20 protein-coding genes and 2 pseudogenes are annotated in these 13894 nt (G+C 66.5%); 4 read left to right on the plus strand and 18 right to left on the minus strand.

The annotated features are described in order from the left end of the window. The first annotated feature begins 423 nt into the window (after positions 1–423). A complete protein-coding gene (locus tag MOQ72_RS42560; RefSeq protein WP_242191711.1) occupies positions 424–933 on the plus strand; it encodes a PALP domain-containing protein in 510 nt (169 codons plus the stop codon). Positions 934–940: 7 nt separating this feature from the next. Here the strand turns inward: MOQ72_RS42560 and MOQ72_RS42565 are convergent, their stop codons facing one another. Then, positions 941–1588: a maleylpyruvate isomerase family mycothiol-dependent enzyme gene (locus MOQ72_RS42565; RefSeq protein ID WP_242191713.1), complete on the minus strand. Its 648-nt coding sequence runs from the start codon at positions 1586–1588 to the stop codon at positions 941–943. A gap of 86 nt (positions 1589–1674) precedes the next feature. Next, on the minus strand, positions 1675–2097 hold the full coding sequence (locus tag MOQ72_RS42570; RefSeq protein ID WP_242191715.1) for a MerR family transcriptional regulator: 423 nt from the start codon (positions 2095–2097) through the stop codon (positions 1675–1677). A gap of 45 nt (positions 2098–2142) precedes the next feature. On the opposite strand from MOQ72_RS42570, the gene MOQ72_RS42575 reads away from it, so the two are divergent. Both MOQ72_RS42575 and MOQ72_RS42580 read left to right on the plus strand, forming a co-directional pair. Continuing rightward, the gene (locus MOQ72_RS42575; RefSeq protein ID WP_242191717.1) at positions 2143–2577 is read left to right on the plus strand and encodes a hypothetical protein; all 435 of its coding nucleotides are present in this window, start codon (positions 2143–2145) and stop codon (positions 2575–2577) included. Next, positions 2574–3203, plus strand: coding sequence for a class I SAM-dependent methyltransferase (locus MOQ72_RS42580; RefSeq protein ID WP_308198067.1), 630 nt, complete (start codon positions 2574–2576; stop codon positions 3201–3203). Before MOQ72_RS42575 ends, MOQ72_RS42580 begins: the two co-directional genes overlap by 4 nt. Positions 3204–3365: 162 nt before the next feature. Here the strand turns inward: MOQ72_RS42580 and MOQ72_RS42585 are convergent. The 7 genes and pseudogenes from MOQ72_RS42585 to MOQ72_RS42605 all read right to left on the minus strand — a co-directional run. Further along, positions 3366–3581 (minus strand): annotated as a pseudogene (locus MOQ72_RS42585) (IS110 family transposase); the annotation flags it as partial. A 388-nt stretch (positions 3582–3969) separates the two neighbouring features. Further along, positions 3970–4191 (minus strand): hypothetical protein, encoded by a 222-nt coding sequence (locus MOQ72_RS42590; protein ID WP_242191719.1) that lies wholly within the window; start codon positions 4189–4191, stop codon positions 3970–3972. Beyond that, on the minus strand, positions 4151–4630 hold the full coding sequence (locus MOQ72_RS45950) for an HNH endonuclease signature motif containing protein (RefSeq protein WP_372495649.1): 480 nt from the start codon (positions 4628–4630) through the stop codon (positions 4151–4153). Before MOQ72_RS45950 ends, MOQ72_RS42590 begins: the two co-directional genes overlap by 41 nt. Positions 4631–4734: 104 nt before the next feature. After that, positions 4735–5004, minus strand: coding sequence for a hypothetical protein (locus MOQ72_RS42595; protein ID WP_242191720.1), 270 nt, complete (start codon positions 5002–5004; stop codon positions 4735–4737). Positions 5005–5102: 98 nt separating this feature from the next. Beyond that, a pseudogene (locus MOQ72_RS45955) lies at positions 5103–5213 on the minus strand (hypothetical protein); the annotation flags it as partial. Positions 5214–5249: 36 nt separating this feature from the next. After that, positions 5250–5597, minus strand: coding sequence for a hypothetical protein (locus MOQ72_RS42600; protein ID WP_242191722.1), 348 nt, complete (start codon positions 5595–5597; stop codon positions 5250–5252). A gap of 270 nt (positions 5598–5867) precedes the next feature. Continuing rightward, positions 5868–6593: a helix-turn-helix domain-containing protein gene (locus MOQ72_RS42605; protein WP_277955504.1), complete on the minus strand. Its 726-nt coding sequence runs from the start codon at positions 6591–6593 to the stop codon at positions 5868–5870. Between the two features lie 197 nt (positions 6594–6790). Between MOQ72_RS42605 and MOQ72_RS42610 the strand changes: the two genes are divergently transcribed. Continuing rightward, complete coding sequence (locus MOQ72_RS42610) at positions 6791–7816, plus strand: DUF6236 family protein (protein ID WP_242191725.1); 1026 nt, start codon at positions 6791–6793, stop codon at positions 7814–7816. On the opposite strand, the gene MOQ72_RS42615 is transcribed toward MOQ72_RS42610, so the two are convergent. From MOQ72_RS42615 to MOQ72_RS42655, 9 genes are all read right to left on the minus strand, one after another. Continuing rightward, entirely contained in the window at positions 7813–8628 is an 816-nt protein-coding gene (locus MOQ72_RS42615) for a hypothetical protein (RefSeq protein WP_242191727.1), read from the minus strand. The genes MOQ72_RS42610 and MOQ72_RS42615 overlap by 4 nt on opposite strands. A gap of 1471 nt (positions 8629–10099) precedes the next feature. Further along, positions 10100–10687 carry a WhiB family transcriptional regulator gene (locus tag MOQ72_RS45040; protein ID WP_308198068.1) on the minus strand — a complete coding sequence of 196 codons (588 nt, stop codon included), beginning with the start codon at positions 10685–10687 and terminating at the stop codon, positions 10100–10102. 146 nt (positions 10688–10833) lie between these two features. Further along, positions 10834–11349: a hypothetical protein gene (locus tag MOQ72_RS42625; protein ID WP_242191729.1), complete on the minus strand. Its 516-nt coding sequence runs from the start codon at positions 11347–11349 to the stop codon at positions 10834–10836. Positions 11350–11369: 20 nt separating this feature from the next. Beyond that, entirely contained in the window at positions 11370–11552 is a 183-nt protein-coding gene (locus MOQ72_RS42630) for a hypothetical protein (RefSeq protein WP_242191731.1), read from the minus strand. Continuing rightward, complete coding sequence (locus MOQ72_RS42635; RefSeq protein ID WP_242191733.1) at positions 11552–12154, minus strand: zinc finger domain-containing protein; 603 nt, start codon at positions 12152–12154, stop codon at positions 11552–11554. Before MOQ72_RS42635 ends, MOQ72_RS42630 begins: the two co-directional genes overlap by 1 nt. Next, positions 12151–12336, minus strand: a complete 186-nt coding sequence (locus MOQ72_RS42640) for a hypothetical protein (RefSeq protein ID WP_242191735.1) — start codon at positions 12334–12336, stop codon at positions 12151–12153. The genes MOQ72_RS42635 and MOQ72_RS42640 overlap by 4 nt, the downstream gene beginning before the upstream one ends. 6 nt (positions 12337–12342) lie before the next feature. After that, entirely contained in the window at positions 12343–12612 is a 270-nt protein-coding gene (locus tag MOQ72_RS42645; protein ID WP_242191737.1) for a hypothetical protein, read from the minus strand. Positions 12613–12737: 125 nt separating this feature from the next. Beyond that, entirely contained in the window at positions 12738–13154 is a 417-nt protein-coding gene (locus tag MOQ72_RS42650; RefSeq protein ID WP_242191739.1) for a hypothetical protein, read from the minus strand. After that, on the minus strand, positions 13151–13618 hold the full coding sequence (locus MOQ72_RS42655) for a hypothetical protein (protein ID WP_242191740.1): 468 nt from the start codon (positions 13616–13618) through the stop codon (positions 13151–13153). The genes MOQ72_RS42650 and MOQ72_RS42655 overlap by 4 nt, the downstream gene beginning before the upstream one ends. Between the last annotated feature and the right edge of the window lie 276 nt (positions 13619–13894).

The following is a 13894-nucleotide window of genomic DNA, read 5'->3' on the forward strand; positions in this document are numbered from 1 at the left end:
TGAAGGCACGAAGCCGGTCCCGTAAAGAGTCAGACCCGAGTAGGGGACGGCATAACCGATCATCGCAGTCCCGTAATGATCAAGTATTGGTGGTGCGCAAGGGATACGTGGCCCGTGTGGTGGAGGTTGGCTTCAGTGAGTCATGGCGAGGTTGCGCATCAGGGCCACGCCCCTGGCGGCGTGCCAGACACCGTCACGTTTGCGTCGGGGAGTTGCGCAGGATGTTCCAGGACTTCATGTGCGCCAGGGCATGCTCGACGCGGGCACGGACTCGCTTGATGCGGTCGCGGGACAGTCGAAGCCCTGAAACCAATAAGTGATTGCCAGCCGAGACCACTTGGGATAGCAACAGCTCAGCACGTTCGCGCGGCGCTGACTGAGTCCACCCTCTCCAGGCCCCGTTCGTCTGTGCAGATCGCGTAGGTGAGCCACAACGGGCACCTGTTCTTCTTGCAGGGCACCAAGACCGTGGCCTACGAGACGGGGAAGAACCTCCGGATCAGTGCTCCCGACAGTGCGCTTCTCGTCGCTGCCGCTGGAAGCAACATCCTGGGCTGTGACATCGCGTTCAGCGAACTGTTCGACGCGGACCAGATCGCGCACCGGCTGCGGCTGCTTGGCGGGCAGCCCGAGCACCGGGCACCGCCGCGAACATGCGTGATCAACACGGGCTCATCCCCGCGCCTGTGGAGCGGATTCTTTTCGGACGATCAGCTGATGGGGCGTTCGGGCGGTGACATTCGTTGTTCGATCTCTTCGGCCTCCGTGATCAGCTTCTCGCACAGTTCGAGACCCACGTCGCGCACGCCGCGGGGAATCCCAATCTGCCTGTCAACTCTCCGAGTGTTCGAAGGCTGGGGCCAGTCCGGTCTGCGGTTCCGTCATGGCGGTCTGATCGTGTCCGCTAGGGGATCCGTCAGCGAACGCTTCTAGAGCGCAGTTAGGCGGATGTGCAACGGTCCCGCACTGTAGGCACGCCCGGTCCGGTGAGGTCGTCACAGTAGGCACGGCGACCAGCCATGGCCATAGTGAGTGCCAGGGTCGTGCCGCTGACCAGCGGGCCGGCCCCGGTCGAGAAGGGCCCGTCCGTCGCCTCGAGGCGAAGACCTTTGATGGTGCTGCGGCTGGCCACAGTGAAGTCCCGCTGGGCGTAGAAGCGAGCGACCGCGGTGACCGCCTCAACTGAGGGTGTGCGCACGAGCCCGAGCGGACGCCGGATGTCCTGGGCGTGCACCACCACCTCACCGAGCCACGCCGCAGTGGGCCCGGGCGCCGAGGTCGTGCTGGTGATGACCTCCTGAAACCGCTTGAGGGTCTCGGCTGGGGTCGCGCCTCGGTACTCGGCCAGGCGCCGGTCGTTGTGCAGGTCGAAGTTGAACTGTGCACCCAGGACGCTGGCAAACCAACGTAGCGCGCCGGTGCTCGCCGCCGCCGTGAGGTGGGCGACGACCTCCTCGACCACCCACCGTCCGCACAGCGACCGCTGCGCCCACTGCGCCTCGTTAAGGTCAGCGAGGTCATCGGCCAGAGCGGCGCGTTCGGTGTGGGCAGCAGACCACAAGGTGGCGCGAGCCAGGGCATCGGGCATTGGGACCTCCAGGTTGGATCGGCTGACACCGATGGAGACTGCGCACGAGCGCGAGAATCATCGGTCGATCAGTTTGCGAGACGAGGTCAGGTGTATTGCTGTCGGAGTTGGTCCATGGTCGCTCCTGCGGTGAGCTGGTCCAATGCCGAGATCATGTTTGGACAGTCCTGCACGGGGTGTGCGTGCGGGCATTCCAGGGAGTGGGTCAGGAAGGTTCGAGCTCCTTGGGCCCGTTCGATGAGCTCATCCAGCTTCGCGGTTTCCTCGCGTACCGCCTCACGCCACCGAGGGCCGGACGTATCGAGAATGCTGGCCGCGGTCTTCAGGGGGATACCCAGGTGTTGGACGAGCTTGATGAAGGCCAGGCGACGTAGCTGGTCAAGTCCGTACATGCGTTTCCCGTGCTTCCGTGTCGCTGCGGGAACCAGGCCGCGCTCGTCGTAGTAACGAAGGGTCGAGGTGGCGAGGTCGAGCCGTTGGGCGGCCGCGCCGATGGGGATGAGGTCCATGTCTTCATTTGACTTCAAGCCAGCTTGAACCGACAGAGTAAAGCCATGCCTTCGCAAGCTAGTTCCGGACGCAGTGACCAGACACGTCGGCGCGTGCGGCTGTGGACGGACGTGCCAGTGATGCTGGTACTGGTGCTGTGCTCGGCCACCGTCGCGGTCGCCTGGGCGCACGTGACCGCCGGGTTCGTGCTGATCGGACTGGTCGGGGTGCATCTGTGCACCCGCCGGCGCCAGCTGGTGCGCAGTCGACGAGCCCGCCACGTGGCCTTCTACGGCGCCTTGTTCGCCGCGGCGTCTGCGATGGCGGTGACCGGGTTGCTGCGCTGGGCCGGGGTACCCGCCCAGTACGTTTGGCACGGCGGGATCAGCTACCTGGTGCTCGGCCTGGTGACGGTGCACCTGTGGTTGGTCCGGTCCGTGCTCTGGGCCCGGATCCGTCGACTCGCGCGGTCTGGGCGAATCGTTGGAGCGCGACCGTGAGTACACCGAAGCCAACCTGGTCCGACCTTGTGTTGCGGAAGGCCTTCGGGCGCCCCGAGGGGATGCTGGGGCGGCTGGGTGGGCGGTTGATGGCCTACGGCAACGCCGCCACCGAACGCCACGTCGTCGCGGTGGCTGTTCCCCAGCCCGGCGAGACGGTGCTGGTCGTGGGACCGGGCCCGGGCGTCGGCGTCCTCGCCGCCGAGGCCGCCGGTCACGTGATCGCGGTCGATCCCTCGCCGGTGATGCTCGCCGCATGCCGGCGCCGGTGTGCCCACCTGACTCGAGCTGGGCTGCTGCGGCTGGAGCTGTATGAACGCTCCGTCGAACAGACCGGCCTGCCCGATGCTGTCGCCGACGTCGTCGTCTCGGTCAACAACATCATGTTCTGGCCCGACCGCGCGGCGGGATTCGCCGAGCTGTGCCGCGTCCTGCGACCCGGCGGCCGACTTGTGCTCTCTGCACACGAGCGCTGGCTAGGCGGCGGGGCTGACCAGCTCCTCCACGAGACCCGTGAGGCCGGATTTACCGATACCGAAACCTGGACCTGGCAGCCCCCAACCCGCTCCGCAGGGCTGGCCATCCAGTTACGCGCGGCGCGACCCCCTGCCCAAGAACCCGAATGAGCGTCTCGCTGAGGGAACCCCCACTGGACACGACACGCCGGGCCGGCGGACGGATCGTGAGCTGGACCTGTGGTGTCTCACATGCCTGGTCCGATGAAAATCTCACTCACCGGGGGCTAATCGGGCGCGCCGGATTTGGTCGGGCGAGCCCAGACGGGGAGGCTACGCGGCGAGCAGGGGACCTTCGCCGGGGAGGTCTGTGCGTTCGGGGTGGAAGGGTTCATGGTCGCGCAGCATGGCCCACAGCACGTTCGAGCGGCGTCGGGCCAGGCAGAGGATGGCCTGGGTGTGTTTCTTGCCTGCGGCGCGTTTCTGGTCGTAGTAGCGGCGTGATTGCGGGCAGCGCTGGATGCTGATCTGGGCTGCCAGATAGGTCGCGGGGTGCTCGTCGAGCGGGACCGGTGCGCCGAGCTCGGTGTCACTGCCCCGGTGCAGGAAGTGCAGGATGCGGCCGGGCTCGTGGCGTTCGAGGTGGCGCAGCACGCCGGGGCCGTCGGCGTCGAAGGTGTGCCAGAACGTCACCCCCGCGAGCCGTTTCCAGCGCCATTCGGGCACGGCGGCGTCGGCGTCGACCGTGTCGAGCATCGCGTGCCCTTCGAGCTCGGCATCCCACACCACCCGCGGGAACACCCCGCCCAACGCGGCGGCGACCTCTGCGCCCTCCAATAGTCCACTGTGGATGGTGGGGGTGTTGAGGATGTCGTCGAGCCGCGCCTGCGCCCGCGGGGTGTCGACGGTGATCCGGGGCGGTTCAGAAAACACCAGATCAGCGCTTGCGGCGGCAATGTCGGGCCACCGAGTCGCGGGTGCGGCCGACGACAACGAGCTGGCCGCCGCGAGGGGCGTCGGCAACGTAGATCAAGAATCGCAGCAGGCTGGCGATCGTCTTGCCCGACCGGATCGCACCGGTGTAGATGGTCACGCGGCGTGTGGAGTGCCGGATTGCGTCAATCTGCTTGGGTGACAGCGGCATCGCGTCGGCGTTCACGCCGTCTCCTGTTCCGGGCTCGGTTGCAGGTCACGCATGTGCGGCCGGTGCCGCTGGTGTTCTGTGGCGTGTACTCGTGGCCTCGCGGGCAGTGCGTACGGTTCGCGGGTTCGCCGCGCAGAGTGTTTTCCCGGGGTGTGACCGTTTCAAGGTGAGCGGGATTGACGCAGTTGCGGACCCGGCACAGGTGGTCAAGGTGCAGACCAGTCGGGATCGAGCCGACGTGCATTGCGTAGCCGACTCGGTGCGCGAAACGCCATGCTTGCGGAGTGCGGAACTTGTCGTATCCGTCCTTGTCGATGCGTCCGGTCCACAGCCAGCAGCCGTTGTCGTCGACGGTGTACTTGGAGGCGAATCGCGCAGTGTCGTCGCCCCGGATGAGCTTGGTGAAGTTCGGGTCGCCGTACAACTTCCAGCGGCGCCAATGCTTCTGGCACATACCGCGAGCCCGTGATTGCTGGTCGCACTCGCCCACGTTGCATCGTGCTCGTGGCACAGCCGCACCTCCCAACGGGTAGATGCGGACCGATCGAAAGCGGTAGCTCACTCATCACCGGCAGTGATCCGAATACCGAGGGCGGCGGCGAGCCCGCCGAGCATGGATTTCGCGGCTTCGGTGCCCTTGTGGGCGTCGATGGCTTCTAGCTTCGCCGCGCTGGCGAGGTGGCTGGCGATCGACGACGCGAGTGCCTTCTCTTCTGGTGCGGGCACGTGGTCGAGCACCTTGGTCTCGATCCCGTTGATGCTGGTTGCCGTGAACTTGTAGTGCGGCGCCTCCACCCGATCGAGAATCGCCTCGCCACGGCCGTACAACCGGCCGACGAGATCGGCCCGCCGGGTGCGGCGGTGGCGGCGGCGGTCTTGGTGCAGTCGAAGGACAGGCCGAGCTCGCGGGCGAGCTTCGACACGGTCGAGGGCGAGCGACCCAAGGTTTTCGCGATGTGGTTGCGGATCCTGCCCTGTTCGTGCAGCTCGCGCACGCGAGCCCGGTCCGAGTCGGTGATGGGGCGGTCGGTGGCCATGCGGTCACCCCCTCCCGGTGCTCCTGCAAGGAAGGGCTACGGCATGAGCCCGGTCTTGGAGACAATGTCGATCATCCAGATGACCCAGAAAACGAAGAACACGATTGCAAAGATCAACATAGCGATTGCGCAGCCGCCGGGCCCCTCGGTCTTGGCCCGCTCCTCGGCGTCCCATGCTTCCTGCATCTTGGCCATGTATCGGGCTCGGAATGCTGCCTCTTCGGGGCTTCTTGGCGGATTCAGGTTCACGTCGCCGTGGACGTAACCGAATTGGCCTACAGGCCCCGCAAAGTGTCCGCCCGAGATTTCGTTGTCGATCCCGGTCCCGCTGTGGCTGTCACCTTGCCCGTTCCGCTCGCTGCTGTCGCCTTGCCCATGCCCCACGCGCGTGAGGATACGGGGGGCCGTAGGTAAGGGGGAGGGAAACGGTGCATCGCCACTCTGAACGGCAGAAAGCCCCGGAAGCCTAGGGGTCACTTCCGGGGCCGAGGCTGGGGTGCCGGTACACCTCACCCGCTGCTGATCGGCATTTTGGCACAGGATGAGCGTGTGCGGGTAACACGCGCAGTGGAGGAGTGAACGGCACTTTCATCCGAGCTTGGTCGGGTTTCGCTGGGCGAAGGTCCCTTTCGCCCGAATCCGCCCGTTGGCTGTCTACTGCTGCCCTTCTCGTCGCTTTGCCCGGATGCTGACGGCCGCGGTGGTCACGATCCACAGGACCCAGACGGTGGCGAGGGTCCAGTGGGCTGGCTTCGAAGCATCGATGGCCAGCAGGACCATGTCCAGCAGCGCACAGGCGAGGACGCCGACTGACATGGTTAGTTGCCAGCGCTTTGATGGGGGCTGTTTTTTCCAATATTCGCCGATTGTTCGTAGTCCACCCATCGGTTCATGCTCGCACGCTGCGGCCACTGAGCGGGCTGATTCCGGAAGTTGCGGCTCGCGACGGCGTCGACAGGGCAGGTCGATGACCTCGCCGACCCGGTACCGCGGTCGGCCCTGCGCATCCGGCGCCCGCTTGGCGAGTCGGCCCGTGTGCGCCCATTGCGCCGGGACGTGGTCGAGCACTTTAGTCTCGATCCCGTTCACCGTCGCGGTGGTGAACTTGTACCGCGGCGCTTCGAGCCGGCCGAGGTTCGCCTCGCCACGCCCGTACAGACGCCTGACAAGGTCGGCTCTCCGGGCGGCGTTGTCGCGCTGCTTCGCCTGCGTGGCGGCGGCGGTTTTCGAGCGGTCGAAGGACAGACCGGCGGCGTGGGCGAGTCTGGACACGGTCGAGGGCGAACGGCCGATCTCGCGTGCGATGTCGTTGCGGGTCTTGCCCTGCGCGTGCAGTTCCCGCACGCGCTGCCGGTCTGCGTCGGTGATCGGGCGAGACATGTGGATCACCTCGCCCTGAACTGCAGAAGCCCCGGAAGCGAGGGGGAGTGCCTCCGGGGCGGATCCTGATGCGGGTACAGCTCACCCGCTGCTGATCATCATTTTGGCACAGGCTTGCTGAATCCGGGTAACACTCGCTCGACGCGCTGACGGTCGACCAGGCGCACCGATAGCGTGCTCGGAGCTGGGAGGCGCCGATGTCTGTGATGCTGTACTACCCGCACGTCAGTCCGAGCGAGGCTGCACTGCATCAGGCAGTGCTGTACTGGGACCGGCTGGCCACGATTGTTCCTGCACAGTACGAAAAGCTTGTCACGCCCGAGCTGTTACGGTTGCGGGACGCGGGACTCTACCGTCCGATGGAGATTGAGCGGCAGGGCTTGGGCCTATCCGCACGAGGTGACGACGAGCCGATCATAGAGACGGCTCTCGACGAACTTCAACGGAAGACTCCGCCGCACGAGTTGATGCCCGATCGGTCCGATTCGTTCCTCTATCCGGCAAAGATCGGCCCTGCGATCGAAAGGATTTTGCTGAACAGAGGGTTGGCCCAGCGAGCAGATCCCACCGACCGGTTCTCGGAACTGCGAGTTCCTCGGATGGTGTCGTTTGTCGTCGTAAGCACTCTGGCTCGTTATCTTGCTGACTACGAAAGTCGCAGGGAAACGAAGGTCGTGCCGTTCACCGACCGAGAGATCGCGCACCGCGCCGCGCATGAGCTGCCTTCCCGCGTCCGGTCGAGCTTGTCCTACGAGCCAGCGTTGCCATCCTGGGAAGTCGAGCTGGGTGCGTTGTTGCCCGTGCCGTCGCCAGGCACGGACCTCGCGCGTCTGATTGAGTTTCGTCAGCGCCACGAGGACGAACGTGGGCGACTGATACTGGCCGTGGACATGCTCGTGAACGGCCTGCAGCGTAACCCCGACTATCCGCACGACGTGTATCGGATGGTGAGCGGTTATCTTGCTGATGCCGTCCGTGAACTGGAAGCCGCCGGGCGAGCCCGAAAGATCACCTGGATGTACCGGTCCCTGTCGGTGGTGATCGCCTTAGCTGCTTCTGCGGCCGGCGAGAAACTTGTGCCGGGCGCTGGGTGGGCGTTGGGCACGCTTAGCGGAATGGCAATCAATGTCGCTACGAGTCAGGTACGCAACACCCCCTACGAGATAGGGCAAATCAGTTACCTCGCCCGCGTGCAGCGGGAGCTGCCCAGGCTGGCTCGCTAGCTGAGCGCCAGGTCGATGACGTCACCAACGCGGTACCGCGGTCGGCCCTGCGCATCCGGCGCCCGCTTGGCCAAGCGACCGGTGGGTGCCCACGTCCGCACCGTGTTCGCCGACAGTTCCCTGCCGAGCAATCCGGGCAGTGCCCGGGCGATCTCCGCGGCGGTGGCGAGCTGGTCGCGGGCAAGGTCGAGCAGCACCTCGCGTCGCTCGGTGACCTCGTGCCGTTCCTCGCAGCCCCGGCACACCACGGTTCCTCGATCGGGCCGGGCGTAGAGGTCGGTGCCGCAGACCGGGCACGGCCCGCAGTAGACAAGCTCAGGCGGCAAGTCGATTGCGCGGCGGGCACGTCCGATGGCGTCGAGGATCTCGTCGACCAGCTCGCCGGCGGCCTGGTGCGGGGCGATCCACGATGGGTGTCGCCGCAGCCACGCCGCCATGTCTGGCAGCTCGTCGGCGAGGTCGAGCGAGTCGAGCTCGGCGGCGACGACCGGGGTGCCGTCGGCGGCGACTTCGCCGGTCGGTACCTGGCGTCGCGGACCGTAGATCTCCCACAGGTCGCGGACCCACGTCGACAGCACGTTGCGCAGGTCGTCGCGGATCTCCGATGCGGAGGTGTTGAACGGCAGGGGCTCCTCGGTTGGGCGAGCTCCGACACGCTGCCCGGTTCGGGCTTGCCGGATGATCGTGGTGTCGAGCTCGGCGACCAGGTCGGCGACCGCGGCGAGGTCGGCGTCGAGCCTGCCGAGGCACGCGCCGCAGAGGTTGCCGCCGGTGACCGGGTTGCTGCAAGAGGGAACACTACATGTGATCACGCACTTGAGCGTCGAGCCTCCGTGTCACCGCAGCAGGCACATGTCGCCAATCATCGGGGTGGGACTGGGTTTCCGACCCGCGCAGGGGCAGCCGGTGAAAAGCTGAAGCCGCCCCTGCGGAGAGATCTGCTGTGGTTCCGGTACGTGGAGGTGCTTTCTGTATGAATCTGGAGTTCGGGACGAAAGATCAACGCGTTTCTGTTCTAGACCGCCCTGTCGTAGCAATTGGCAACCGCACCGAAACCCAGGCCGGGGGTATCCGTGGGGTTAAAAGCCCTAACCATCCAACCAGTACCGTCGGCGGTGGGCCGCTCGGACGTGAACTGTAGACTTGGTGCACCGGTAAGATATCCTCCGCCGAGCGCCACCTTTCCGGCAGGACACTGCGCAGTTGCCGTCGCTTCACCCCTTGGGGGCACCGTCGTGCTGGGAAAGCTGAAGACTTCCATGAATCCAGTAATTTCGCCCCCGTCTGGTGGGGGAGTGGGAGGCGTGGTTGTTGAGCTCTGGTTGCAGTTGGTTGTTTGGTCACCGATCTGGTTGTTGTCGCCCACTTGTTGTTGGACGGGAAGGCAAATTAGGGGGGACAGGATTCCGCCGGGAGATAGGATCCCACCCTGGGCCTGTGCGCCGGTACCACCTGCCGCGGCCATCGCTGCGGCGCCCATCAGTACTGCGACGAGCCGACTCGTTCGCCTCATGTGGACACTCCTGTTCAGTCGTGCAAAAGGGAAGGCCAGAACCTTGTGCGTGCCAGAAGCTAGCTGCGGACTCGATCTGCTGCCGTGCGGGTAACCCTGCCTCTAACGGAACGGGTGATCGATTCGCTCGGTAATGATTACTGTTCGGAGTCCCAACCAAACAACGGTTGTCCGGTCCGTCAGTTGGAAACGTTCGCGCAAGCGACACGAGCAAAAATCGTGAGCGTCCCCGGGCCGTCGTTTTGAATCCGGACAACCCACGACTGACCGGCAGCGTCGGGTTGATCGATCAATGTACGGTACTGGGGTGTTGGAGAAGTCGCTTCCCATCCTCCGCCGACCGCTCTTTTCCCGGCATCGCAAGTAGGAACGCTGAGACAGGACATCCCCGACTCGCACGAAACTGGGCCATCGGACACGACTTCGTATCCCGTAAGGCCCCCACCCGTTGATGGCGCTGTCGTTGTCGCGCTCTGGTTGCAGTCGGTTGTTTGGTCACCGATCTGGTTGTTGTCCCCGACTTGTTGTTGCACAGGTAGACAAATCAGGGGAGACAGGATTCCCCCTGGGGAAAGGATTCCGTTCTGGGCCTGTGCACCGGTAGCGCCTGCTGCGGCTATCGCCGCGGCGCCTGTCAGAACTGCGACGAGCCGACTCGTTCGCCTCATGTGGACACTCCTGTTCAGTCGTGCAAAAGGGAAGGTCAGATGCGTGCGCGAGCCAAAAGCTAGCTGCGGGCTCGATCTGCTGCCGTGCGAGCCACGCTGCGTCTACCGGAATGGGTGATCGATTCGCTCGTCAGTGATTACGGTGGTTTCAGCGGCGTTGAGAGGCACCGGGACCACAGTCAGGCAACCGTGGGATTCGATCGCGCGGCGCCGCCGGCGTGCTCTTCTCTGCCGTTCGTAGTTGGTGTGGGCCGACCGGCAGAGCGCACAGCGGCAACCATGGCGTGCATAGCGGGTGTTCGTGCCATGCGCGGGCAGGATCGCCGGTTCGGGGTGGCCGGTCCGCTTGGCGAGGGCTTCGCGTTCGTCGGTGTCGAGTCCTCCCCAGATGCCCCAGGGTTCGGCGGTGGCGAGGGCCTCGGCGAGGCAGTGCTCGCGGACCGGGCAGGCTGCGCACACCGCCCGGCACTGCTGGGCCTCGGCTGATGTGGGTTCGACGAAGTCGAGATCCACCCGCCCGCGACATGCCGCACCGGACCGCCAACGCGGGAACTGGAAAGGCTCCGGCCGGGCGGAGTGATCGTGTGCAACACCGCCCGCGTGAGGAACCTGTCGTTCTCGCCTCTGGTTGTTGGCGCGCTGCTCGCTCTGGCTGGGGCTTCGCAGGTTCTCGCTGGTTTCGATTCTCACCCGACTACCTCGCAGGTCATTTTTCTGTTCGTTACTGCTGCGAGCAGCGGCGTTGCCGGTGCTTGGGCGTTCATTGGCCCTGGGAGCCCTGCGCCAAAGAAAAAAGTGAACCCTGTACGGCTACCGCGGCGGATTTCGGATAACCATCAAGCGGTTTCGCTGTGCGCTTCGCCGTAGCCTGCGGCGCGCAGCAGTTCGGCGGCGTGGGCGAGTTCCATGCGGATTGGGTGTCGGCGGTCGCGGTGGTGTCGACCTTTGGCGTCGAGCAGGGTGCCGAGGTCGGCGACGCGTAGCCATGTCCACCAGCGTCCGGGGTCGGCGGTGCCGCGGCGGCGGTGGACGAGCAGCCCGATGTTGGCGCGGGCGGCGGCGGTTTGCTCGTCGAGTTCGCGCAGCCAGGCGTCGAGGCTTTCGCGGGCGGTGTCTTTGATCTGCCAGGTGATGCCGGGTGTGCCGGTGAGGTCGCCGGGGTCGGCGACGTGGCGGTCGTTGGTGGTGTGGACGGTGCGCACGGCGCGTTCGGCGTGGGGGAAGCCGTTGGCGCGGAGCCAGCGGGCGACGGCGCGTTCGGCGTCGTGTCCCTTGCGGCGGTTCGCTTTGCCGAGTTGGGATCGGTCGACGGTGGGGTTCGTGCAGGCGCGGGATCGGAAGTGGTGATTCACGTGGTCCTCCGATGGGTCGATCAGAACGGGGCCTCGGTGAGGAATCGGTGGAGTTCCTCGGCGGTCATGGGTTTGGGTTGGTGGTCGGGGTGTGCGCAGGGCTGGCATTCGCAGCAGCCGCGGTCGAGGCAGTAGCCGCAATCTGGTTCTTCCCGCGGCGGGCCGTTGTCTCGGGCGTCGTGGTGGTCGTCGAGGTCGTACATCAGGGCACCTCCGAATCGGTTTTCCTCGCGTGCGCGCAAGCGCGCTGGCGTCCGGTCGAGCGCCAAACATCAGCCGGGCGTCGTTGCGTGTTGGTGACTGCGGTGTCGAGCCGGGACGGGTGCGCGGGGGTTCGGGTCAGCGGGCGCCCGCTCGGCCCGGTGCATCGGCTGCCCGGTCGGGCTTTGCAGTGGGGGCAGGGCACGGCGAGAAAGGCGCGGCGGGCATGCGCGTCGGCCTCGGCGTGCTCGGGATCCGCACCGCGGGCAACGGCGAGTGCGGCGGTGACACGGCCGACGCCGGAGCGGATCGCACAGAGCTGTCGGATGTCGAGGGGGCGCCGGTTGCGGGCGCGGAGTTCGGCGTTGTGCTTGGCCTCGGCGGCGTCGCGGCGGGCTGGCGCCAGTAGCCGACGATGTCGGCTGGCATGACCGTTTCGGATGATCGACGGTAGTTGGTCCTGGATGGCGTCGCGGGCGAGGTGGACGGGGATGTCGTCGAGTAGCTGTGCCCAGGCCCGGACTTGCAGCGCGCTGTCGGCGCTGATCTTGGGGTCGAGGGTGGAGGCGTAGCCGAGCAGCTGCGCGACTTCCTGTGCGTTCATCTCGCGACTCCTGGGGTGAGGGCCAGGGGTTCGGCGTCGACGAACACCGGCGGTCCTGTGGTGTCCTCGTCGGCGAGTTGCTCGGCGAGGGCGAACCAGCCGAGCGCCTTCGCGTCGCGTTTCGACCGCCCGGCTTGCGAAGCGGAGCGGGGTTGGTTGGATGCTCGGGCGGCTTTGACCACGTCGTCTTAGACGTAGGGCAGCGCCCCGGGCCGGTGGACCTCTGGGCGTCGGTCCCACTCGACGAGCGCGGCCTGCACAAGCTCGGGGTCGCCGCCGTCGCGCAGGAGTCCGTCGACGGTGGTGCCGAGTTCCCGGATCAGCTGCGGCCGGTACTTCGCGGCACCGGGTTGGGAGTTGCGCCAGGCGTCGACGATGCGGCGGGCGTCGGGTTTGACGGCCGAGTCGGCGAGCTGGGCGAGGGTGGTCGTGCCTCGCGTGCGCGGGCGGGTGCGCACGCACGCGCGTGACGACGACGTTCTTTCCCCTGTTCCTCTGTTCCCCTGTTCCAGTCGATGGACCCTCGCGAGAGTCTCGCGAGGGTGTCGCGAATTCCGGCTCGGTGGAGTCGGTAGGGCATCCGCTACCAGTGGTTTCGTCTTCGTCCGCTGGTGAGAGATCGGCCGGCGGTAGCGGATAGCGAGGTTTGCCGGGCCGGTCGATCTTCTGGTGTTCCTCCCACCCTGTGATGGAGGTAGGCGCGGTCGTCGACGGTGTAGCGGGTGATCCGCGAGGCTCGCGAGAGTGTCGCGAGACCCTCGCGAACGAACTCGCGGGCCTCGACCGGGTCGTCGTCGAGGGCGAAGAGGTCGGCGGCGATCCGGCGGTAGTCGTCGACGCCGACGCCGTTGTCGTCGACGCCGACGCCGTTGTCGTCGACGCCGACGCCGTTGTCGTCGACGTAGGACCACAACCCCACCCACAGCAGCCGCACCTCGCGGGGCAGGTCAGCGACCGGTTGCGAACGCGAGAACTCCGGCTTGATTGTGCGAATCCTCATGCCGCGACACCCGCCTCGCTGCCGACCTGGTCCTCGTCGAGGTGCGCGGCGATTTCCTCGGCCGTCCAGCCGCGGCGGAGCAGAATCCGCTCGGCCTCGTCGACCTCGGGGCGGGTGAGAGCGTGCCGGGGAAGTCGGCCGGCGAGGGCGAGCTCGACGGCCGCCGGGTTCAGCCGGGGGCGGGCGACGAGCAGTTTGGCCGAGCCCTGGTCGAGCCGCTTGGTCCAGGCGAGAAGCTGCCGCGGGGTGCGGGTGGGGTCGACCATCGCGGCGAGGATCACCGGCAGCGCATCCTCGACGCGCGTGCCGTCGGCCGGCGTCGGTAGGGCGCGGGCGCGGTTGAGGGCACGCAGGACGGCGTCGGGGCCTTCGTCGTGCACAGCGGCGACCAGGCGAGCAGCGATCGGGACCAGGCGGGCGGCGTAGTCTTCGCGGGTCGGCGCATCGGTTGCGGAATTCGTCACGGTCGAATGTCCTTTGTGGAATTTCGCGAGACGTCGGTTTTTGGGCGTGTTCGTCCGCCGCATGTGCCTGTGGCGGCACACCCGTGGCGTCTCGGCGAGGCGAGTGGTTAGTCGGTGTCGGATTCCTGGGTGCAGGATCGGGCGATCCACACCCGGTTACGGCTGGCGTGCCGGGACCGGCGGCGGCTGCGTGTGGGTTAGGGCGGAGCTCGCCCACTTGCACCACTTGCGCGGAGATCTGGATCGGGCCGGCAGCGAGTACGCCTCGATCCTCGC

It is taken from the genome of Saccharopolyspora soli (assembly GCF_022678645.1).
Classification (GTDB): Bacteria; Actinomycetota; Actinomycetes; order Mycobacteriales; family Pseudonocardiaceae; genus Saccharopolyspora; species Saccharopolyspora soli.

Coding starts and splice junctions, on each gene's coding strand:
- MOQ72_RS42630 (WP_242191731.1), bottom strand. CDS start 11,552: ATGTACGACCTCGACGACCACCACGACGCCCGAGACAACGGCCCGCCG.
- MOQ72_RS42570 (WP_242191715.1), bottom strand. CDS start 2,097: ATGGACCTCATCCCCATCGGCGCGGCCGCCCAACGGCTCGACCTCGCC.
- MOQ72_RS42575 (WP_242191717.1), top strand. CDS start 2,143: ATGCCTTCGCAAGCTAGTTCCGGACGCAGTGACCAGACACGTCGGCGC.
- MOQ72_RS42635 (WP_242191733.1), bottom strand. CDS start 12,154: ATGAACGCACAGGAAGTCGCGCAGCTGCTCGGCTACGCCTCCACCCTC.
- MOQ72_RS45950 (WP_372495649.1), bottom strand. CDS start 4,630: ATGTGCCAGAAGCATTGGCGCCGCTGGAAGTTGTACGGCGACCCGAAC.
- MOQ72_RS42650 (WP_242191739.1), bottom strand. CDS start 13,154: ATGAGGATTCGCACAATCAAGCCGGAGTTCTCGCGTTCGCAACCGGTC.
- MOQ72_RS42565 (WP_242191713.1), bottom strand. CDS start 1,588: ATGCCCGATGCCCTGGCTCGCGCCACCTTGTGGTCTGCTGCCCACACC.
- MOQ72_RS42605 (WP_277955504.1), bottom strand. CDS start 6,593: ATGTCTCGCCCGATCACCGACGCAGACCGGCAGCGCGTGCGGGAACTG.
- MOQ72_RS42610 (WP_242191725.1), top strand. CDS start 6,791: ATGTCTGTGATGCTGTACTACCCGCACGTCAGTCCGAGCGAGGCTGCA.